At 39.2% G+C, this 22634-nt stretch carries 20 protein-coding genes; 3 read left to right on the top strand and 17 right to left on the bottom strand.

Features of this window, described 5'->3' with window-relative positions; genetic code table 11:
- Positions 1 to 149: 149 nt before the first annotated feature.
- The 3 genes from raiA to NYE32_RS01670 all read right to left on the bottom strand — a co-directional run bounded on the left by raiA (position 150) and on the right by NYE32_RS01670 (position 2739).
- Positions 150 to 698: a ribosome-associated translation inhibitor RaiA gene (raiA, locus tag NYE32_RS01680; protein WP_002883786.1), complete on the bottom strand. Its 549-nt coding sequence runs from the start codon at positions 696 to 698 to the stop codon at positions 150 to 152.
- 78 nt (positions 699 to 776) lie between these two features.
- The gene (locus tag NYE32_RS01675; RefSeq protein ID WP_156685196.1) at positions 777 to 1439 is read right to left on the bottom strand and encodes a ComF family protein; all 663 of its coding nucleotides are present in this window, start codon (positions 1437 to 1439) and stop codon (positions 777 to 779) included.
- Positions 1420 to 2739, bottom strand: a complete 1320-nt coding sequence (locus NYE32_RS01670; RefSeq protein WP_156685195.1) for a DEAD/DEAH box helicase — start codon at positions 2737 to 2739, stop codon at positions 1420 to 1422. The genes NYE32_RS01675 and NYE32_RS01670 overlap by 20 nt, the downstream gene beginning before the upstream one ends.
- A 54-nt stretch (positions 2740 to 2793) precedes the next feature.
- On the opposite strand from NYE32_RS01670, the gene NYE32_RS01665 reads away from it, so the two are divergent.
- Entirely contained in the window at positions 2794 to 3420 is a 627-nt protein-coding gene (locus NYE32_RS01665) for a YigZ family protein (protein WP_061652496.1), read from the top strand.
- A 101-nt stretch (positions 3421 to 3521) separates the two neighbouring features.
- Positions 3522 to 4448 (top strand): cysteine synthase A, encoded by a 927-nt coding sequence (cysK, locus tag NYE32_RS01660; protein WP_061652497.1) that lies wholly within the window; start codon positions 3522 to 3524, stop codon positions 4446 to 4448.
- 148 nt (positions 4449 to 4596) lie between these two features.
- Here cysK and NYE32_RS01655 read toward each other — a convergent pair whose 3' ends face one another.
- The 11 genes from NYE32_RS01655 to NYE32_RS01605 form a co-directional block, all read right to left on the bottom strand.
- Complete coding sequence (locus NYE32_RS01655; protein WP_037600377.1) at positions 4597 to 5256, bottom strand: CBS and ACT domain-containing protein; 660 nt, start codon at positions 5254 to 5256, stop codon at positions 4597 to 4599.
- 134 nt (positions 5257 to 5390) lie between these two features.
- A complete protein-coding gene (locus NYE32_RS01650; RefSeq protein WP_002883761.1) occupies positions 5391 to 6101 on the bottom strand; it encodes an ABC transporter ATP-binding protein in 711 nt (236 codons plus the stop codon).
- A complete protein-coding gene (locus NYE32_RS01645; RefSeq protein WP_021143582.1) occupies positions 6101 to 6865 on the bottom strand; it encodes an ABC transporter ATP-binding protein in 765 nt (254 codons plus the stop codon). The genes NYE32_RS01650 and NYE32_RS01645 overlap by 1 nt, the downstream gene beginning before the upstream one ends.
- 2 nt (positions 6866 to 6867) lie before the next feature.
- Positions 6868 to 7818, bottom strand: coding sequence for a branched-chain amino acid ABC transporter permease (locus NYE32_RS01640; RefSeq protein ID WP_002883720.1), 951 nt, complete (start codon positions 7816 to 7818; stop codon positions 6868 to 6870).
- 3 nt (positions 7819 to 7821) lie between these two features.
- The gene (locus tag NYE32_RS01635; RefSeq protein ID WP_002890014.1) at positions 7822 to 8706 is read right to left on the bottom strand and encodes a branched-chain amino acid ABC transporter permease; all 885 of its coding nucleotides are present in this window, start codon (positions 8704 to 8706) and stop codon (positions 7822 to 7824) included.
- A 43-nt stretch (positions 8707 to 8749) separates the two neighbouring features.
- The gene (locus tag NYE32_RS01630; RefSeq protein WP_110980894.1) at positions 8750 to 9925 is read right to left on the bottom strand and encodes an ABC transporter substrate-binding protein; all 1176 of its coding nucleotides are present in this window, start codon (positions 9923 to 9925) and stop codon (positions 8750 to 8752) included.
- Between the two features lie 154 nt (positions 9926 to 10079).
- Entirely contained in the window at positions 10080 to 10361 is a 282-nt protein-coding gene (locus NYE32_RS01625) for a DUF2129 domain-containing protein (RefSeq protein WP_110980895.1), read from the bottom strand.
- Positions 10354 to 10803, bottom strand: a complete 450-nt coding sequence (locus NYE32_RS01620) for a YlbF family regulator (protein WP_110980896.1) — start codon at positions 10801 to 10803, stop codon at positions 10354 to 10356. Before NYE32_RS01620 ends, NYE32_RS01625 begins: the two co-directional genes overlap by 8 nt.
- Positions 10804 to 10888: 85 nt before the next feature.
- Positions 10889 to 11479, bottom strand: coding sequence for an ATP-dependent Clp protease proteolytic subunit (locus NYE32_RS01615; protein WP_002883818.1), 591 nt, complete (start codon positions 11477 to 11479; stop codon positions 10889 to 10891).
- 173 nt (positions 11480 to 11652) lie between these two features.
- Positions 11653 to 12282 (bottom strand): uracil phosphoribosyltransferase, encoded by a 630-nt coding sequence (upp, locus tag NYE32_RS01610; RefSeq protein WP_002883819.1) that lies wholly within the window; start codon positions 12280 to 12282, stop codon positions 11653 to 11655.
- Positions 12283 to 12371: 89 nt separating this feature from the next.
- The gene (locus NYE32_RS01605; RefSeq protein WP_037599043.1) at positions 12372 to 15287 is read right to left on the bottom strand and encodes a glycoside hydrolase family 68 protein; all 2916 of its coding nucleotides are present in this window, start codon (positions 15285 to 15287) and stop codon (positions 12372 to 12374) included.
- A gap of 160 nt (positions 15288 to 15447) precedes the next feature.
- Here NYE32_RS01605 and NYE32_RS01600 point away from each other — a divergent pair, with 160 nt between their 5' ends.
- Entirely contained in the window at positions 15448 to 17169 is a 1722-nt protein-coding gene (locus NYE32_RS01600; protein WP_037599042.1) for a glycoside hydrolase family 32 protein, read from the top strand.
- A gap of 35 nt (positions 17170 to 17204) precedes the next feature.
- Here the strand turns inward: NYE32_RS01600 and NYE32_RS01595 are convergent, their stop codons facing one another.
- The 3 genes from NYE32_RS01595 to NYE32_RS01585 all read right to left on the bottom strand — a co-directional run bounded on the left by NYE32_RS01595 (position 17205) and on the right by NYE32_RS01585 (position 22547).
- Positions 17205 to 18368 carry a MalY/PatB family protein gene (locus NYE32_RS01595; RefSeq protein ID WP_021151464.1) on the bottom strand — a complete coding sequence of 388 codons (1164 nt, stop codon included), beginning with the start codon at positions 18366 to 18368 and terminating at the stop codon, positions 17205 to 17207.
- 10 nt (positions 18369 to 18378) lie between these two features.
- The gene (locus NYE32_RS01590) at positions 18379 to 19473 is read right to left on the bottom strand and encodes a cystathionine gamma-synthase (protein ID WP_037599041.1); all 1095 of its coding nucleotides are present in this window, start codon (positions 19471 to 19473) and stop codon (positions 18379 to 18381) included.
- A 293-nt stretch (positions 19474 to 19766) separates the two neighbouring features.
- Positions 19767 to 22547, bottom strand: coding sequence for a cation-transporting P-type ATPase (locus NYE32_RS01585; RefSeq protein WP_037599040.1), 2781 nt, complete (start codon positions 22545 to 22547; stop codon positions 19767 to 19769).
- Between the last annotated feature and the right edge of the window lie 87 nt (positions 22548 to 22634).

Genomic DNA, 22634 nt, shown 5'->3' with positions numbered 1-22634 from the left:
ACTTTTTTAAAGTTTTGGAACCTTTTCAAGTTTGTGGCAAGTCAGTTAAGACAACTTTTATATCTTATCACCCAAATCAATGCTTGTCAATAGGGTTTTTGAAAAAAATAAAGGAAGCATGTCTCTCAACCTACTTCCCTTCTTTTTATTTATTTAGCTTCAATCAAACCGTAGTTTCCGTCTTCTCGTTTATAGAGAACATTAGTTGTATGATCTTCACTATCTGTATAGATAAAGAAGTCATGCCCCAACAACTCCATTTGAAGGATAGCTTCTTCAACATCCATTGGTTTCAACTCAATGTTTTTAGTTCTTACAACTTCAACAGCTGGTGCTTCTTCAACTTGTTCGTTATTAAAATCAGCTGAGAACACTTCTCCTGTTGGAACTTTTTCACGATGCTTACGTGCAATTTTTGTTTTGTTTTTACGGATTTGTCTTTCAATCTTATCAACCACCAGGTCAATAGAGCCATACATATCTTGCGAAACATCTTCTGCTCTTAGTGTTACAGAACCTGTTGGAATAGTAACCTCTACTTTAGCTGTCTTTTCGCGATAAACCTTAAGATTTACACGTGCATTCAATTCTTGGTCTTCGTTGAAGTATTTTTCAACTTTGCTAAGTTTACTTTCAACATAGTCACGAAGTGCTTCAGTTACTTCAATGTTTTCGCCACGGATACTATATTTAATCATAAAAGACCTCTTTCTCGCTTGTTAGCGTTTTCTTTATCTATATTATATCCTTTTCATGAAAATTTGCAAGGATTTTTATTATCTAGCTAGTGAAAAGGTCAAAACTTCTTTAATACCTATAGCTTCTAATAGTTGAACCATCTGATATAAAGTAGATCCTGTTGTATAGATATCATCCACTATAATAATCTTATCTGGTACATTTATACCTTTCTTGAGACAGAAGGCATTATCTTGATTTAGACGCTCCTCGCGTGTTTTCGATGATTGCTTCTCAATATCTCTTTTCTCAAAGATATCCTGATAGGGAATTCCCTCTATTAATTCCTCAACTTGGTTGAATCCTCTTTCTACCAGGCGTTCTTCTGATAATGGGACTGGCACTATAGTATAACCTTTTTTAAAAAATGGTTTTAAATTATTTTTTATATCTTGTTGAAATATTTTTCTAAGACAATAGTCTCCCATAAATTTATAGCGGCTAAAATAATCTTTCATGTTTTCTTCATAGCGATAAATGGCAAGGTGGCTAGGAATATAACCTTTTTTCATCCAAAATTTACAATCAATACAGGTATCTCTATGTAACTCCTTATTACAATTTTGACACCTTTCTTTTGAAAGTTTTTTAAACTGATTTTTACAAGATACGCAGGAGTACTCTTCTCTTTGGTTAAACGTAATCAGGTCTCTTAATTTTGGCACTGATTCAATCCAGTCATTACATAGTAGACACTTCATTGTTAAATCCTCCTTTTTTATTCATAACTTTTATTTCTTCTCGACAACAAAGCATTGATTTGGATAGTCCTTCATGAAAGAAATAAAGCTTTCCTGTCGGTCTATCTGGAGATCTTCCAACTCGACCTCCTATCTGAATAAGACTCGAACTAGTGTATAAGTGATGATTTGCCATACAAACAAAAACATCTACTTGTGGAAAGGTTACACCACGTTCGAGGATAGTTGTTGTCACTAAGATAGACAGTTCTTTTTTTCGGAACTTCTCTACGATAGTTGAACGCTTCTCGCTTTTTGAGGAAACAAAGGCCATTTTTTCATCTGGAAGATATTTTTGTAGAATACTTGTAAACTTTTCACCTATCGCTATATTTGGAAAGAAGATTAATAGAGGAAATTTTGATTTACGTTGCTTTTTAATCTGATAAAGAAGAGGTCTTGGAAGCTTGCCTCTTGTCAGAGATTTTTGTAATCTGCCCTGCCAGAAGAATTTAGGAAGTACTAAAGGATTTCCATGGAAACGTCTAGCAAGGTGATGCTTTTCTAAAGTCCCAAGTCGAACTTGCTCTTCTAAAGATAATGTTGAAGTCGCTGTTAAGTAAATAAATCGACCGGTTTCGGTCTTCGCCTGTTCTACAGCATGATTTAACATGACATTGCCTACAAAAGGATATGCATCTACTTCATCTACAATAACTAAGTCAAAACTCTGGTAAAACTTTAGTAGTTGATGTGTGGTAGCTATTACAAGCGGACTACCATCATATGGTTCACCCTCAGCATGAAGCAGGGAAATACTACAATTAAAATCCCTCTTCATACGTAGAAATAATTCTCGACAAACATCAACCCTAGGACTTGCGATAGCTACATGACCTTTATTTTCCAGAACATAGGCAACGATGTTATAAATCATTTCTGTCTTACCAGCACCGGTCACAGCATGTACGAGACTATCTTTCTGTTTTTGATAAGTTCTCAAAAGTTTCTCTGAGATCTCAGCTTGATAGGGAGTCAGTTCTCCAAACCACTTCAAAACAGGAAATTCAATTTCTGATGTTTTGGAAGGAAAATAATAAAGTTCTTTTCCTTCTTGGTTTCTACCAAAGACAATACATGCTCTACAATAATACTGACCTCCCGGTAATTGCCAATCTTCCTCTATCCAACTGTAACATCTTTTACATCTAAGTTGTTTATCGACCTTTATCATACTTTCTAATGTTAAAGCCTCTGGGTGATAGTTCACTGGCAACTGCTCTTTCGTAAATAGTCGTCCATAATATTCTTTAGGTACCATATCTTTCTATTCGAAAATATGTTTGAATTCATCTTTTTATGATAAAATTTTTTTATGGATTACAAAACTATTGCCAACGATGGAATCGTTGAAGAAGAAATAAAAAAATCTCGTTTTATTTGTCACTTGAAACGTATCAGCCGTGAGGAAGAAGGAAGAGAATATATCGCTCAGATTAAGAAACAGCATCACAAGGCCAATCATTCTTGCTCTGCAATAATCGTTGGTGATGATGGCCAAATTAAGCGTTCCAGTGATGATGGTGAACCTTCTGGAACAGCTGGGGTTCCTATGCTTACCGTTCTAGAAAAACAAGGTCTTACTAATATCGTAGCAGTTGTGACTCGTTATTTTGGAGGAATCAAGCTTGGGGCAGGTGGTCTTATCCGAGCTTACTCTGGTAGCGTTGCTCATGCTATTGAAGAGATTGGCCGAGTTGAAGTCAAGGAATTAACAGGACTAACCGTAGAGTTAACCTACTCTCAATACCAAGTCTTTTCCAACTTCCTTGAAAAAGAAGGACTCCAAGAATTTGATACAACTTTCTTATCAGATGTTTCTACTACTTTATTTGTCGAAGAGTCTGAGATTGAAAGACTCGGTCAGGAACTAACCGAATTCTATCAAGGGAAAGTTACTTATGAAAAATCTGGAAAGAAAATCGTTGAAATTCCTATCTGATAGTCAAACGTTATCACAGTGATAAAGAAGATGTATTTTACAAGTTGGCCCTACCGTCGTATACTTAGAACCATCAATCAAAGATTAAGAGGATTTTAAATATGACAATTTACAACTCAATTACCGAACTTGTTGGGAAAACACCTGTTATTAAACTTAATTCTATTGTTCCAGAAGGATCAGCAGATGTTTACGTTAAACTCGAAGCATTCAACCCTGGTTCTTCAGTAAAAGACCGTATTGCTCTCCGTATGATTGAAGATGCTGAAAAAGCTGGTACGATTAAATCTGGTGATACCATTGTTGAACCAACTTCAGGTAACACTGGTATCGGTCTCGCTTGGGTTGGTGCTGCTAAAGGCTATAAAGTTGTTATCGTAATGCCTGACACAATGAGTGTTGAGCGTCGTAAAATAATCCAAGCTTATGGAGCTGAACTTGTATTGACTCCTGGTAGCGAAGGAATGAAGGGTGCGATTGCTAAAGCTAAAGAAGTTGCTGCTGAACGCAACGGTTGGGTACCACTTCAATTTGCTAACCCATCAAACCCAGCTGTTCATGCGGCTACAACTGGCCAAGAAATTCTTGAAGATTTTGGTGCAGAAGGTTTGGATGCTTTTGTTGCTGGTATCGGTACTGGTGGTACTATTTCAGGTGTTTCAAAAACCCTTAAGGCTGCCAATCCAAATATCAAGGTTTATGGTATCGAAGCTGACGAATCTGCCGTCTTGAATGGTGATAAACCAGGACCACACAAAATCCAAGGTATCTCAACTGGTTTCATTCCTGACACATTGGATACAAAATCATATGACAGTGTTGTGCGTATTCCCTCTGATGAAGCTATCGCAACATCACGTACATTGGGTAGCCAAGAAGGTTTCCTAGCTGGTATCTCATCAGGTGCTGCTATTGCTGCCGCCCTAAAGGTTGCCGCTGAGCTTGGCGAAGGCAAAAAAGTCTTGACACTCTTGCCTGACAATGGTGAGCGCTACCTCTCTACAACACTTTACGATTTTCAAGACTAATAAAAAAGAAGCTGGAGCATAATGCTCTAGCCTCTTTTTATTGTATAAAGTTAAACCTGTAGTTCATTAATTACTAGAAAAAGTAAGGATTTTAATCTTATTTCCACTGAACTGTTCCTACAAACTTTCTGTTTTTTTATCCTTGTTATTAGTCTAACTCTTTTGCTTCTGTTTCTGCAATTTCAGTAACTGTAAATCCTGCTTCTACAAAAACCTTCTTGAGTTGTTCAATCCCAATCTCTCCTTCAACTTGAAGTTCAACACGAAGCACAGTGTCATTTTTAGGGGCAACAATTGTACGTTCGATGTTGAGATTCTCACTAGCAATAAGGTTCGCAATTTTTTCCAAAACACGTGGAGTATCTGTAACTTCCAACCCAATACGAATTCCAGCTTGACCATAACCAGAAATTTCCAAGAAAGCACGAAAGACATCTTTATCTGTGATAATTCCTGAAATTTGGTCATTGTCCACAACTGGAAGGACTCCAACCTTATTTTGAAGCATGATATAGATTGCATCCTCAAGGCTAGCATATTTGGAAACAGTAAGGACATTCTTAATCATGATATCTCCTACTTTTGTCTTATTAAGGAGATAGTTCATTTCATAAATTGACAAGCTTGTTGCTTTTGATGGTGAGGCCTCCGCCATTGTACCTTCTGTAACAAGCCCAACAAGTTTATCGTGTTCAATTACTGGCAAACGGCGCAAACCTTTCTCACGCATAATATCTGCAGCTGCTGCAACTGTTGTTTCTGGTGAGACATAAACTACACGTTTCGTCATAAAATCTTTTACTGCCATGTTTCATTTTCCTCCGAATGATTTCTTACTTGTATTATACCACACTAAGTGAAACCGATTGCAATATTTTACTGAAAAATTAGTATTTCACAATCAGCATGAGACGATAGAAAAACGCCCTTGGGCGCTTTTTCTTATCCTCCAAGATAGGCTTTACGAACTTCATCTGATGCAAGAAGTTCTTCACCAGTACCTGAAAGAACCACTTTACCTGTTTCAAGAACATAACCACGATCCGCAATTGACAAAGCCTTATTGGCATTTTGTTCAATCAAAAGAACTGTAGTCCCTTGTGCCTTGATATCTTCGATAATATCAAAAATTTCTTGAATAAAGATTGGAGCAAGTCCCATTGAAGGTTCATCCAAAAGCAAAAGTTTTGGACGACTCATAAGGGCACGACCCATTGCAAGCATTTGTTGCTCACCACCAGAAAGTGTCGCTGCATCTTGATTCTTACGTTCTTCTAGACGTGGGAAACGTTGGAAGACTTTTTTCAAGAGAGCTGCGTTCTCTTCTTTATTTGTATGAAGGAAAGCTCCCATTTCAAGATTTTCCATTACGGTTAATCCTGCAAATACATGACGTCCCTCAGGTACTTGAGCCAAACCTTCGGCAACAATCTTACGTGCTGGTGTTTTGTGGATGTCGTTTCCAAGATAAGAAATGGTTCCCTCAGTTGGACGAACAAGACCTGAGATGGTACGAAGAATTGATGTCTTACCTGCACCGTTAGCTCCGATAAGAGTTACGACTTCACCTTCATTAACTTCAAAGCTGACGTTTTTTACAGCTTCGATCGATCCATATTTAATTGAGAGATTTTCAACTTTCAACATTGCCATTATGCTTCACCTCCCAAGTAAGCTTCAATAACGCGTTTGTTATTCTTAATTTCATCAGGTGTTCCTTCGGCAATCAAGCGTCCATATTCCAAAACATAAATACGTTCAGTAACATCCATGACCAAACTCATATCGTGCTCAATCAAGATGATGGTAATTCCGAAGTCTTTTTGAATTTGACGAATATGAGCAGTCAATTCAGCCGTTTCTTGTGGGTTCATACCCGCAGCTGGTTCATCAAGGAAAAGAATTTTTGGTTCTGTTGCAAGTGCACGAACAATTTCCAAATGACGTTGTTGTCCGTAAGCCAAGTTTTTCGCAAGTGTATCTGCCTCACCATCCAAATTGAAGATAGCCAACAGTTTCATAGCTTTTGCTTTTAACTCTTCTTCACTTGAATAGTACTTGGGCAAACGCAAAAGAGATGCAAAGAAATTTGAAGGTTGCTTATTTGATAAACCAACAAGAACGTTTTCAAGTACAGTCATGTCTTTGAAAAGACGGATATTTTGGAAAGTACGTGACAAACCGAGTGAAGCGATTTTATAAGGTGCTTTACCGTTTAGGACTGTACCATCAAGTATAACAGTCCCTTCACTTGGCTCATAGACACCTGTCAAAAGGTTAAACAAGGTTGTTTTACCAGCACCATTTGGTCCGATAAGCCCAACCAACTCACCTTCATTGAGTTCCATTGAAACATCACCAACGGCAGTCAAACCACCGAAGTTTTTAGTCAGATTTTTAACTTCAAGAAGTGCCATTTTTATTTGCCCTCCTTAGATTTATTGAAGAATTTTGAGAGATAGAGTTCTTTTGTTCCGAGAAGTCCACCTGGACGGAAGAGCATTACAAGAATCAAAGCCAAGGCGTAAATAATCATACGAAGGTTTGAAACATTTTGTAGGAACATGTTGATAATACCAAGAACAACAGCGGCAATGATAGTACCTGTGATAGATCCAAGACCACCAAGAACGGCAATGATAAGGTAATCAATTGATTTCATGATAGTGAAGTCTTTTGGCACGACTGTACCGATGTAGCTGACATAAAGTGAGCCAGCAATCGCTGAAATCATGGCACCGATAACAAAGATAAGAACCTTCATTTTTGTGACATTAACACCCATTGACTCAGCAGCAATTTCATCTTCACGAAGAGTGATTGCTTGACGTCCAGTTGCTGAACGTAAGAAATTAAGCACCAAAATTGTAATGATTACCACAAAGAAATAAATTACAGGCCAACTAGTATAAGGAAGGATACCTGTCAAACCAGCGGCACCATTGGTCAATTCACCACCATTAACGATAATGATACGGATGATTTCAGCCATACCAAGAGTTGCAATGGCAAGGTAGTCACCTTTCAAACGAAGGGTAGGTAGACCAAAGATAAGGGCAACAATAGCTGCGATGATGACACCGACAACCATTGAGAGGTAGAAACCGTCATATGTTGGCATCATACCAGTGATGATAGCTGATGAATAGGCACCAATTGCCATGAAACCAGCTTGCCCAAGTGTAAATTGCCCTGAGAAACCAAGAACCAAGTTAGTACCAAGTCCCATAAGGATTGAGATTCCAATCCCCATTAAAATTTGGATATAGTAAAGGTTCATGATGCCTGAAAGTTCAAGACCTTTCAAGATAAGGAAGAGCCCAATGATAAGACCAAACCAAATAAGGTTTACTTTTAGATTTTTCTTCATGTCTTACACCTTCTCTTTCACATTTTTACCGAGGATACCCGCTGGACGAACCAAAAGGATAACAATCAAGACACCATAAACGATGGCATCACGGTAACTTGACAAACCAATTGCAGTTGATAATGTCTCCAAAATACCGATAACAAATCCACCAAGTGCTGCACCAGGGATAATACCGATACCACCAAGAACAGCGGCAACAAAGGCTTTAATACCTGGCGTCATACCCATAAGAGGTTCGATAGAGTTATAGTAAAGACCAATAAGGACACCCGCTGCCCCTGCTAGTGATGATCCAAGAGCAAAAGTGAAGCTAATAGTGTTATTAACATTAATACCCATCAATTCAGCGGCATCACTGTCTACAGATACGGCACGCATAGCTTTACCCATCTTAGTCTTTTTAACAATCAATTGAAGAGCAACCATAAGCACAAGCGCAACTACCAAGATAAGCAATTGCACATTTGTTACAGAGATTGATCCAAGATGATAAGTCTCAATTGCAATCTTTTGAGGGAATGAACGTGTATCTGCCCCTACAAAGAGAACCATGATGTACTCAAGGAAGAATGAGACACCGATAGCTGTAATCAAGGCAGAAATACGTGTCGAATTACGGAGCGGGCGATAAGCCAAGAACTCAATAACAACCCCTAAAATCGCACAGACAAGCATAGCAAAGACAAGGGCAACCCAGAAATTCATTCCAAGGCTATTAATCGCATAGTAACCAACGAAGGCACCCATCATATAGATGTCTCCATGGGCAAAGTTAATCAATTTGATAATCCCATAAACCATGGTATATCCAAGGGCAAGTAGGGCATAGATACTACCCAAGATAATACCATTGACTAGTTGTTGGGGAAGTTGTTCAAAAAACATATATAACCAAACTTTCTAGTTCATTTTCAGTATAGATAACAGATTATTTTTCAATTTCAACGGCTTGCGCTGAAACTTCTTCACCATTATCTCTTTTAACCATAAGAGCTGCTTTAATAGGGTTATGATCCTTATCAATCGTCATTTTACCAGTAACCCCGACAAAGTTTTTCAAATGTGCTAAGTTATCAGCAATATCAACTGATGTTTTCGCATCTTTAGATGCTTCTGCAATCATATAAACTGAATCGTACGCTAGAGCAGCAAACATATTTGGTTCAGTTTTGTAAGCTTTTTTATATGCTTCGATAAATCCTGATGCTTTGTCAGAAAGAGAAACATTTGTTGAATATCCTGATACATAGTAGACGTTTGACGCATTCTTTTTACCTGCAAGCTCAGTGAATTTCGCATCACTGAATCCATCAGGTCCAAGGATTGGTTTATCAATTCCAAGGTCACGTGCTTGTTTAGTGATAATACCAGTCTCAGTATAGTAACCAGGCATTACAATAGCATCATAATCAAGGTCTTTAAATTTAGTCAAAGCTGACTGATAGTCCTTGTCACCTGAAGCAAAGGTAGCTTCAGTAACAATTTTACCTTTATATTCACGCTTGAATTCATCCGCAATCCCCTTAGCATAATCCGAAGCATTATCATAGTAGAGAACTACTTTCTTAGCATTCAAATTATTGTAAGAATAAGCTGCCAAAACTTTACCTTGGTAGCTATCTTTAAAGGTTGTACGGAAAACAAATTTCTTAGCTCCGTTAGCATCTACCGTAAGGTCATCCTGAGTACCAGAAGGTGTCAACAAAGGAACCCCTGTTTTTTGTGATACGAGGCTAGCCGCAGCGACAGCACCTGATGTCGCTGGACCAACGATAGCATTTACATTACTCTGAATAGCCAAGTTCGTTGAAGAGGTTGAAGCTTCAGCGTTTTCAGATTTATTATCTTTTGTGACAAGCTCAAGTTTTTTGCCATCGACGCCACCAGCTTTGTTAATTTCATCAACAGCCAACTTAATACCATTTTGCTCTGCCTTACCATAGGCTGCAACGGCACCTGTCAACTCCATATTAACACCAATTTTGATGGTATCGCCAATCTTAGTACCATTGGCATTAGCAGTCACATCTGGTGACTTGCCACAGGCAACCAAGAAAATGGAAGCAAAAAAGGCTAACACAATAAGTGTGATCTTTTTAGACATAAGATTTCTCCTTAATATTTTCTTAAAAAAGTCCACCTTATAGCTTACAGAATTATCAGACAATTGTCAACTACACACAACTAAGCTTTAGCGGCAGTAATCGTTTCCATTGCTTTAAGAATAACTCTTATTAAAGAAAAAAACTTTTCTCTTATTAAAGAGAAAAGTTCTTAAACGGTTCAGGGACTGAGGTGTCATAACGTTCCAGACTACCTACAAAGTCCATATCAATATCAGAATAGTAAGAAGGCAGAGCTTTTTTCACTGCTTTCATTCCATCTAGCTCTTTCAAAATATCCTCGACCTTGTCCTCATCTACATAAAGGTGCACATAACGCATCTTAAAAGAATGGTAGACAACATCCCCAAACTTGGCAATTTTACGTAAGTCTCTATTGTAGTATAAATAAACAATAATGCCTTGACGCTTAATCATGACTCATCTTCTCCTTTATGTTAGTGTCTCCCTTTTTATGATGTGGTTTATGAGGGGCAAGAGGTAGCCCAGTATCAATAAAAATCTGATTTGAAACAGCTTGGGCAATCTCCTCACCAAGATTGGCTAAAATAGTCTGTAAATCGAACTCTGCCTGACGATAGCCAATAACCACCTCGTTTAAATCAATTTGGCGCTTCATTCGCAAAACCTGACGTTTCAACTCTCTCACATCTGGTCTAAAAGCCTCATACGCCTTAGCAGCATCATAGCTATCTTTTAATTCTTGAAATGCAAAGAGTTGCTCTTGAAGTTCTCTGTCATTTTCGAATTTCTGGCGTTTCAAACGATAATTCTCTACCTCAGGTAGCTTTAGAAAATACGAAACAAGACACTCTATAGCTTGATCAATCGCAAGCAACTCCTCATTGATTATTAACATGCTTTCTATTATAACACAAAAAGCCAGATGAAACGGTCCTTATACAACCGATTTGCATCTGACTTTTATTTAAGACAAGCTCAGTTTATTTTAATTGGTTATTAGCCATGATTTCATCGATGAAACCATATTCAAGCGTTTCTTGAGCACTCATCCAATTGTCACGTTCAGCGTCTACATGAACTTTTTCAATTGGTTGTCCAGAATTATCTGCCAAGATTTGCTCCAAATTATTACGTGTCTTGAGCAAGTGTTCAGCTGCGATAGCCATGTCTGTTTGTTGCGTACCGCCACCAGTACCACCCATTGGTTGGTGAATCATGTACTCTGCATTTGGCAACATGAAACGTTTACCTTTGGTACCGCTTGAAGCGATAATTGTTCCCATAGATGCTGCCATCCCCATAACGATAGTCTGAACATCAGACTTGATGAAGTTCATTGTATCAACAATGGCAAGACCTGCCGAAACGGATCCACCTGGTGTATTAACATAAAGATAGATATCTTTTGTATTGTCTTGAGCATCCAAGAACAAAAGTTGGGCGATAATTGAGTTTGCCATATTATCTTCAACAGGACCTGTTAACATGATGATACGATCCTTGAGCAAACGTGAGTAAATATCATAAGAACGCTCACCGCGTGATGTTTGTTCAATTACTACAGGAATCATATGAATCCTCCTTTTAATATTGTCTTGATGCTATTATATGATTTTAGTCAAATTAGGTCAAATAAAAAACATCATTCTTAGCACTCTTTTCAAAAGAGTGCTAAACTCCCCTAAACCAATCTCACTTAAAACTTATTAATCTAGTAAAAAAAGGGAAATTTTCCCTTTTCAACTTATTTTGTACCAAAGAGACGGTCACCTGCATCTCCAAGACCTGGAACAATATAACCGTTTTCATTAAGTTTCTCATCCAAAGATGCTGTGTAGATATCGATATCTGGGTGAGCATCTTGCAATTTTTTGACACCTTCTGGTGCTGCAACTAAGCAAACAAACTTGATATTAGCTGCACCACGTTTTTTAAGTGAGTCTACTGCCAAGATTGCTGAACCACCAGTCGCAAGCATAGGGTCTACTACAAAAATCTGACGTTGATCAATGTCTTCTGGTAATTTAACCAAGTACTCAACCGGCTCAAGAGTTTCCTCGTCACGATACATACCAATATGACCAACTTTAGCTGCTGGTACAAGGCTAAGGAAACCATCGACCATACCAATACCCGCACGAAGAATTGGAACAATCGCCAATTTCTTACCAGAAAGTTGTTTTTGTACAGTTTTGGTAATTGGTGTTTGAATTTCAACCTCTTCGAGAGGAAGGTCACGAGACACTTCGTAACCCATGAGCATAGCAATTTCATTAACTAGCTCACGGAAGTCCTTAGTAGAAGTATCCTCACGACGGAGGATTGAAAGTTTATGTTGAATCAGTGGATGTGAAATAACTTGAAATTTACCCATAATAGTTTCTTCCTTTGCTTTATATTCACTCCATTATATCAAAAAGGCAAAAAAAACGCTTGCTTTACTGCAAACGTTTTTGAAAAGGATTATTTTTTAGGCAAATGAATCTTTCCTGTGACCAAACCATAGCCAAGAAGAGCTAGACTTGCAATTGCTGCAAAGATAGTCGCCAAGATTGAAAGAATGTTGCTCTTTGAACCTTCTGAATCACTTGGTGTCTTAGGAGTCGTAGCAAGTTTGGCAGCAACTTTAGTATTGTTGTCTTTACTTGACTCATCAGACTTAGTTACTTCATCAGCTTTAGCGACTCCGTGAGACTGAACTTCCTCTTCAGACTTCGCTGGTTTTGGAGCTTCTGTTTCAGTGACAGACTCTTCTTTAACAGGAGTCGTTGAAACAGTTGGTCCAGTTGCTACAATAGCCTCTGGTACTGGTGACGCAATCTCTGTAGCTTGAGCTACTGGACGACGGTCACCCACAGAACCCTCTGTTGAAGGTTTCGCAGGAACCTCTACATGATGATCATCTGATGAATTATTATCATTAGATGGGCGATCTGTGAAATAAGGGAACGGATTACGAACTGGAGAATCTGGATTCGTCGGCGTTGCTGGTTTATCTTCTTTATTAGTTGATGGTTGATTATTGTCTGCTGGTTTAGAAGGTGTATCTGGTTTGTTAGACTTATCATCAACAGAATGATTACCTTCTGTTGGACTTACTGGTGTTTCTGGCTTATCTGCCTTCTTGTCTTTACCATCTTTAACAGTTACAGTCAAGACACCGTGAGCTTCAGAAACGCCTGTTGAACCATCAACTGTAGGATAAGTATGTGGTTTAAGACCATAACCCGATACCGCATAATAATCTACATTAAAGTCCTCGTTTGGCAATTTAGCACTGTTTTGATCGCCTACGTGTACCAAGCTTTCACTAGATTTATCCCAAATCCAGTCACCTTGATTCGTCATCTTAGGAAGAACTTCTGTAGTATCATCTGCATTCATCTTGATAAGGAAGCTTGGAGCCCACGTTGATTTATTCTCAGCACCGGCAATTCCACCACGGTTAGTCATGTAAGAAGTTACCAAAAGAGTATCTGATGAGCCTTCAACAGGAACCGCATAGTAAGAATAGGTAGATGTACGCCAGTCAGCTGGTACAGAGGCTGTCAAAACCACACCTGAGCCATTAAGTGGACGATATTCTCCACGGAGGCTATCTGATACGAATCCGAGCATGACAACGTCATCACCGACAGCTTCACGCGCTGCTACAGTACCTTCAGCATCCGTAGATTTATTGATACGTGAAGCAGTGAAGAGGTAATACTTGTTACCCATCTTAACAACACTTGGACGTTCTACTTCATCAGTAACCAAGTGGCTAGTAACAAGTGGTGTGTAAAGTTCAGCTACAGATGGATTTTTCTCATTGTCGTCAAGTTTCAAGATACCAATAGAACCATTTGCCCATGAAGCAAGGTTATAAAGGTGTTTATTATTGACAATATTGAGGAATGACTTAAGGTTAAAGGCGTCATCTCCTCCATAGTTTGACCAGTTGTAGATTTGTTTTTCGCCTTGGTAGTTTTCGTCACCTGTATTTGATTCGAAAATAAGGTAGCGGCTACCGTTATCTTCAATGATGTGTGGGTCACGAAGACAGTAGTTATCTGTACGGTCTGGATTTCCATCGTGGTTGTGGTCATCGTTGAAAGTACTCATGAATTTTGGATAACTTTGATAATGATAGTTATCCCCACCAAAGAGAATGTGGTCATTTTCAACTGACTTAATAACAACTTCGTCGTTTTCAACAGCTAGGTTAAGTGTAGCACTAGCCAATTGTTGCCAGTTCAATTTACCGCCACTAGTATCATTCTTAGTGTAGTAAAGTTGGATACTACCGTCAGAGTTTACCGTCGCTGAACCTGACCATTGTTGGTCATCTTCAAGGGCATTATAACCAAAGATTGGACCCGCATTTTTCCAATGCGTAAAGTCATTATCTCCGTATTTACTATAGAGCAAGTAAATGTGGTTTGAGTTTTTATTTGGTGCACCGGCCATTGAGATAACCAACTGATAACCGTTCCAGTTGCTTACTACACCTGACTCAGCATCTTGGACTGGCCAAGAATCCCAAACGTCGATTTCTTCTTTTTTCATCGTTTGGGCATCAACAGTGTTGAAAGCAGGCATATTGATGATTGTATCTGCTTTAAAGTAAGGAACTGCCAATTTGCTGTCTTGCTTCAAGAAGCTAGCAACGATATCTTTCAAGTTACGGTAAGTCAAGCTAGTACCTGTACCCTTGATAGCATCATCGCTAAAGTCAACTTTATTAAGTGCTTTAATTTCTTCCTCAGTCAAGGCAACGATTTGATCTGAGGTCATATTATCTTCAACAATAGACTTGATACGACCGTTAAGTTTGCTAAGGTTTGCATTAGCAGCGCTGTTTTCAGTAGGTTTAAGGGCTACTTCAGTATGTGTATCAGCTGTTTCTGAGCTTGCTGTTGAAGTTGGTGCTTCTACTGCAGCCTCTGATGTATGAGCTGGAGCAGAAACCGCAGCAACTGTTGATGAAGGTGTTGTTGCATCTGATGAAGATGTCACTACTGTGCTAGACGCCTTTTCTTCGACTACTGATGGAGTTGTGTTGCTTGGTTGTGTCTCTGTAACTGGTGTAGTTGTAACCTCTGAATGTGCAACTGAAGATTCAACTGCTTCTGAAGTTGCCACACTTGTTGCTGTTTCACTGGCTACCGTTAGAGATGCTGTGCTTGTTTCTGGTGTTGCTGTCGCAGTAGCTACAGCTGGTGCTGTTTCTGTAACTTGATCAGCTTTTACCTGAGTGGCACCTAAAAATGCCAAGGTACCAACAAGTGCTGATGTTGCCCCTACTGCGGCAACCTTACGGATGCTATAACGCATCTTTTTGCACTCTGCTTGCTTTGGTGCTACTGTATTTGACTGTGAATTAACTGTACTATCCATATAAAACTCTCCTTTTAGGTTTTTACATGTTTTATTCTATCATTTTTTAATCTAAATTCCAATCTTTTTTTAATGACAAATTGATATTTTTTGTAAAAAACTATTTTTTTGTTAAAATAATAACTACAAAATAAGTAATTTTATCAGGAAATATCACTATATGGAATCAAAATATTCACCTCTAATTTTAGCTCTCGTTTTTTTAATTTTATTTTTTGTTTTTATAATAAAAAATGAGAACGCTAACAATCCTTCCCAAAAAACAAATAAGGTTTCTGTGAGTCAAACCTTTCATCTAGCATCTCATAAAGGATGGTCTAACGACCTACAGACTATCGTGTGGAATCAAGAAAAAAATTACTATGATATCTATTTTCTACACTCTGTGGATGGGGCTACTGACCCTTTTGGACCCAACGGTCAAGATTGGACACATACAACGACTAAAGATTTTATCACCTATAGTAAACAAGAGACTGCTATACCAGCAAAGGGTGGTGACCCTAAAGAGGGGTGGCATTCTGCTTGGACAGGTAGTGTAGTCACAGATAGTCAGGGGATTTCTGGTATCCAAAACGAAGAACCTGTCGCCTATTTTACTGGACTCATGGATGATGGAAGCCAGGCAATCTATGCTAGTGCATCAAATGACAAGGGAGCTAGCTTTACTAATTCCCTAAAAGATGGTAAACCTTTATTGACAAAGGAACAATCCTATAACGGTAAAGATTTCCGCGATCCTTATGTCTTCCACTTCAAAGACAAATTACTCATGTATGTCGCTGAAGGTAACGCCTTAGGTGTTTATCAATCTCAAGATGGTATCAACTGGACCAAAGCAGATAGCAAGGGAGACTCCAAAATCCTACCTGAAACATTTTTTAAGGGGCGTAACTGGCAGGACAATGCTCCTATCGAGTGTCCCGTTCTCAAAACAATGACAACAACTGACGGTCAGGACAAGCAAGTTCTCTTTTTTGGAGCTAAGGATACAGCTTCAGGCGAAACAACTGGAACCTACTATACTGTAGGGCATTTAGATGGTAACGGCTTATTTATTGCAGATACAGGAACAAAACGCTTAGATCAAGGCTCAGACTATTATGGCGCTAACTTCACTGGAAGCAATCGAATCGAAGAAAGCAATCATAACCTTATCAGTCTTGGCTGGGTTGGTAATTGGAACTACTTCACGTCAGGCATTCACAGTGACCAAGAGGCCAAGAGTGATTTTCTAAAAACTATCGGTTTTTACGCTACACCCAGACAGCTACAACTGGATAAGGACGGTATTATTCAGTCCGCTCCCCTCTATAAAAATGAACAATTAACCCTCAAAAATCAAAACGGCAACATTTCGAGTCAAAGGCCACTCACCAGTGACAATAGAAAACCTTGGATTGATAAAAGTCACAATCAGAATGCTAATGGCCTTCTTGACCTTGCTGAAAAAAATAGTGCGGGGTATTACCAACTGCATTTTTCAAATATTAAGAAAGAAGGAGGCTATATCTACATTGATATCTGGCAAGGCTCTGATTACGTTAAAATCGCCTACCAAATAACAAGTGGTACCTATCAGGTCTCTGCCTATGCTGCTGAACTGAATAACAGCATGGATGGTAGTCAAACTGCCTCTTCTTACTATTACGATGGTCTCTTGGGTAACGGTCAAGGTTATAAAGCTGACAGTCACTATAAGGAAACTGATAATATCACTATAACGCTTATTACAGATAATCGTAGCTTGGAAATTTTCTTCCCCAATGGTCAAACCTACACTCTAGCCAGATTTAATACCTCTGGCAGGCAGGATGTCAAGGTCTTCTCCACTCAGAAAGATCTTCTATTAAACTTGAAAATCTACGATGTACACTCATAACAATAATAAAAGTGATGCTGTTCGCATCACTTTTATTATTTTCCAAAGACAGAAACGAGACGTTTAACTCCTTCTGCAACAACTGTAGTTGGCGTAGCTACGTTAAAGCGGAAATGTTTTTCTCCTTCAGAACCAAAAGTAATACCGTCATTTAGCACTACCTTGGCTTCTTCTTTAAGCAAACGTCCAAGCTCATTATGGTCTTGATCATAGGCTGAAAAATCAAGCCATACTAAGTAAGTTCCCTCAGGTTTCATGACCTTGATATTAGTCTTTTCACTAAGTTCCTTGGTTAAAAGGTCAATATTAGTTTCAAAGACAGTTTTCAATTCCTCTAACCAAGGTTGCCCATAGGTCAGAGCTGCTTGGGTTGTAATCAAACCAATGGTTGGAATTTCATGTTGATTATTTGCCAATTGCTTTTGTTTAAAGGCTTTACGTAAGTCTTCATTTTCAATGATAGTAAAACTGTTTTTGGTACCAGCAATATTAAAGGTTTTAGTAGCCGAACTAAGCACCAAGGTAAAGTCCTTGTAAGCATCTGAAATGGTATTCATAGAGATGTGCTTATTTCCATATAGAGCTAAGTCTTGGTGGATTTCATCAGATACCAAGAGGACACCATGTTTCTGGCACAAATCTGCCACCTTAGTCAATTCTTCTTTAGTCCAGACACGCCCACCCGGGTTATGTGGGCTACAGAAAACATAAAGTTTAACATCATTCTCGACGATATCACGTTCCAATTGTTCAAAATCAATTTCGAAATGGCCATTAACCTTAACAAGACTATTTTCAATCAACCGACGATTATTCAAGCGGACAGAACGAGCAAAAGGTGGATAAACTGGTGTGTTGATGAGAACAGCATCACCTTCTTTGGTAAAGGCTTGAATAGCCGTTGAAATAGCTGGAACAACACCTTCAATGAGAACAATACTCTCTTTATCAACGACGTAACCGTGTTGATTTTTTTCCCAATTAATGATGGACTGATAAAGCTCTTCACTTGGATAAGGATAACCAAAAATATGTGTCTCAGCATAGTTGATAACTGCATCCCTAATCTCAGGAACAGGTAGGAAGTCCATATCAGCAACCCAAAGCTCAAGTAGTTCTGGATTACTTTCGGCTTCGTGCCATTTCATGGTATTTTGATCCAAGCGATTTGGTTGTGTTGTAAAATCATAACGTGTCATAGATAACTCCTTAAAGACTAAGGGCATTTTCCAAGTCAGCAATCAAATCTTGTGCTGCTTCAATACCAATTGAAAGACGAAGCAAGTCGTCTGTCAAACCATAGGAAGCACGCACATCACCTGGAATATCTGCGTGGGTTTGTGTCGTTGGGTAGGTAATCAAGCTTTCGACACCACCTAGACTCTCCGCAAAGGTAAAGACCTTTAGAGAATTGATAATGGTAGGAATCTTGTCTTGATTAGCCACTTTGAAGGAAATCATACCACCCTTGCCTGGATAGAGGACTTCCTTAACAGCTGGTGACTTTTCTAAGAAAGCTACAACTTCTTGAGCATTGGCTGTCGATGCCTCCATTCGAAGTTTTAAGGTTTTAAGACCACGCATGAGCATATAGCTATCAAATGGTGACAAGGTAGGACCAGTAGTATTGAGGTTATAATAAAGTTTATCGTAGAATTCTTGGTTGCTGGTCACAACAACACCAGCCAAAACATCATTATGCCCTGATAGATATTTAGTAGCTGAATGTACAACGATGTCAGCACCTTGAGTAATCGGGGTTTGATAGATTGGGCTATAGAAAGTATTATCAACAATCACCACCGCACCCTTGTCATGAGCAATTTTGGCCACTTTTTCAATATCAAACTCAATCATAAGTGGGTTTGTCGGTGTTTCGATGTAGACAATATCGGTATCTTCTGTAATAGCCGCAATCATCTCGTCTTCTGTATTAGTGTATTCAAAAAAGAAACGCCCTTCTTTTTCCTTGTCATTAAACCAACGGAAAGAACCTCCGTAAAGGTCACGTGCAGCTACAACCTTACTGCCTACTGGGAAAATTTCAAAGGCCAAAACAATGGCGCTCATCCCTGAACTTGTCGCAATAGCATAATCTGCTTTTTCAATAGCTGCAAGTGTTTTTTCCACTGTTGCGCGTGTTGGATTTTTAGTTCGTGTATAGTCAAAACCAGTAGAATGGCCAAATTCTGGATGTTGGTAAGTTGTTGAAAAATGAATTGGTGAAGCCAAGGCTCCTGTTGCTTCATCCGAATTGATTCCTGCGTGTGCCAAAACGGTTTCTAATTGATATTCTTGTGTCATAATGTGCCCTTTCTACATGGTAAAGTGGATATGCTCCATATCTATGACCTCTATTTTATCACTATTTTCTGAAAATAATGGTAAGTTCATCATACGGATTCTTGATAGTTAGTTATAGTTTATTTCTATAACCTAAAAAGACAGATAGATACTGACTCTAATTTAAAATAAGCCCAATTTTTGAGATTTTCGAAAGTAGGTTTTCAAGCATCAAAAAGTGCCTGAAACATTATCGTTTCAGGCGCTAAGAAATGATTTAAAAGTCTTGCTTCAATCTAAGGTATGCCACTGACTTACTTTTTATCAAATAAGCGATATCTAATTTCTTCCAAAGCCATAATAACAAACGGACAAGCAAGTAAATAGAGCCAATCATCAAGTCCAATAGGTGCAGTGTTAAATAACGTGTGGAAGAAAGGCACGTAAGACAGGAGGATAAAGAGGACAATTTCTAAAACAATCCCTAAGCTAATAATACGATTAGCAAATGGATTAACTTGGAATATAGACCCTCTACCTTTACGACTATTCATAGCCATACCAATTTGGGTAAAGATAATAGCACCTAAGGTCATAGTGGTTGCCTCTCGATAAAGAGGACCTGAGCTGGCCAAATGGTTTAAATTACCTTGATTAACCCAATAATTAAGGAAGAAAGCCCCCATAGCTAAGGCTGCTTCAATCAGTCCATACCAGACAAAAGCTTTAATCAATAATTGTCGATTGAGCAAGCGATCTGAAAGACGTCTTGGCGGTCTATCCATAACGCCCTCTTCAGGTGGTTCAACCCCCAATCCCAAAGCAGGTACCATATCTGTCCCCAAGTCAATAGCTAGGATTTGCATAACCGTTAAGGGAAGAGGTATGCGTCCCAAAGAGAACAAGAAGAAAGCAGAGGGTACGGCTTCTGGCGTGTTGGAATTAAAAATATAAGTCAGGAATTTTTGAATATTTCTATAAACTGCACGACCTTCTTCGACAGCATGAACAATAGAAGCAAAATGATCATCTGTTAAGATCATATCTGCAGATTCCTTGGCAACATCAGTTCCTGATACCCCCATAGCTACACCGATATCAGCTTTTTTAAGGGCAGGGGCGTCATTAACACCATCACCAGTAACAGCGACAACTTCACCAAGCTCTTGAAGGGCATTGACCACACGGTATTTTTGTTCAGGAGCCACACGAGCAAAAACGATTTCGCCTTTAAGAGCTTCTTTAAGCTGATTGTCATCCATACCAGCTAGTTCAAGGCCTGAAACAACACGCGCATCGTCTCCTTGTACAATTCCGATTTTCTTAGCAATGCTAAGAGCTGTCAAACCATAATCACCTGTCACCATGATAATACGAATACTAGCTCTATGGCATTTTTCAATGGCTTCACGCACACCCTGACGTGGCGGATCACTCATGGCAACCAAGCCTAGAAAGACCATATTGTCCTCCAAGGTCTGCATGTCCCATTTGTCTTCTCCAATATGCTCACTGTCTAAAGGTCTATAGGCCACAGCTAAAACACGTAAACCGTCTCGGGCAAACTGGTCGTTGGCCGCAAGGATAGCCTGACGCTCAGTAGCTGTCAATGATTTAATCATTCCTTGATTATCATAATAGTCTGAGCAAAGCTCCATCACTTCTTTCGGAGCACCTTTGGTGATAGAAATATGCTGACTGCCATCTAATCCTAACTCAAGCTTATGCACTGTTGTCATCCGTTTACGATCAGAATCAAAGGGGATTTCCTTGAGGCGAGGGGCCCAAGTATGATTGTCATTTAAATTAATTCCTGCTTTTTCGGCGAGAACATTAAGACAAGCCTCAGTTGGATCACCTAAAATTGTAAAATTGGGATTATCAGCACTAGGGGCCACAACTTGAGCATTACTAGCCAAATGAGAGAATCGTACCAAACGATTAAGAAGCTCATTGTCTTCAAGAGAAATAGGTCGTCCTTCCTGCTCAATCTGTCCTTCTGATGCATAACCTAGCCCAGTTACCTCATAACTGTCTGACAAAGTCCACAGATGGTTAACCGTCATGGCATTTTGCGTCAAAGTCCCTGTTTTATCCGAACAAATAACAGAAGTTGCTCCCAACGTCTCAACCGAAGACAGTTTCTTAACCAAAGCATGGTCCTTAGCCATGCGCTGAACGGCCATGGCTAAAGATAGAGTAACTGTGGGAAGAAGTCCTTCAGGAATAAAGGCCACAATCATCCCCAATGCAAAAATAAAGGCTTGAGACAAAGGCTGATGGACAAATAGAGTCGCTGCCACCATAAAGAAGAGACCTACAGACACCGCAATAACTGAAATCTGTTTAGTCAAATGGTCTAATTCTTTCTGAAGGGGACTCTTTTCCTGAGCAAGATTCTGTGTCAAATCCGCAATCTGTCCAAACTCAGTTTTCATCCCGATAGCAGATACTATAAAATGTCCAGAACCAGAAGAGACAGTAGTCCCTGCAAATACCATATTGTCATACTCTAACTCAGTCTTGTCGGGAGTCAAATCTGCTTGATCTGACTTATAAATAGGATTAGACTCACCAGTGAGGGCAGACTGGTTAACCTGCAAATCTGTCACAGCGACCAAGCGTCCATCTGCAGAAATACGGTCTCCTTCTTCAATGAAAACCAAGTCACCTGGCACCAAGTCCTGAGCTAGAATCTTATCCTCCTTACCATCACGAAGAACTCGCGCATAGGATGGAAGAAGCTTATTAAGAGCTGCCGTAGCCTGACTCGCCCTATATTCTTGAATAAAGCTAAAGAGACCATTAATAATGTTGACCAACCAAATTGCAATCCCCAACTCTAAACTATGAGAAAGCATGGCGATAAAGCCACCACCCCACAATAAGAGTGCCATAAGACTAGTAAAATGTCTGAAAAAGGTCAGCCAAATAGGCTCCTTCTTACTTTCCTTCAATTGGTTAGGGCCATACGTCGCCTGCCTCTCCTTAACCTCTTGTGAGCTCAAACCCTGAGGGCTTGTCTGCAAGACTTGGTAAACTTGTTCGGGAGGATAGGTCCCTAATTTTATATGTTCTTGTCTAGAATCAACCATAATCCTTTCCTCGATTCTAAATCATTAAAACGATTTCATTTTTTCACCCCTATTATACTCCTTTTTCAGAAAAGGTTGAAAAGAAAA

The sequence above is a fragment of the Streptococcus sp. FSL R7-0248 genome (assembly GCF_037967965.1).
Taxonomy (GTDB): Bacteria; Bacillota; Bacilli; order Lactobacillales; family Streptococcaceae; genus Streptococcus.
Note: the sequence above shows the minus strand (reverse complement) of the source record. Positions and strands in the feature narration are given on the sequence as shown.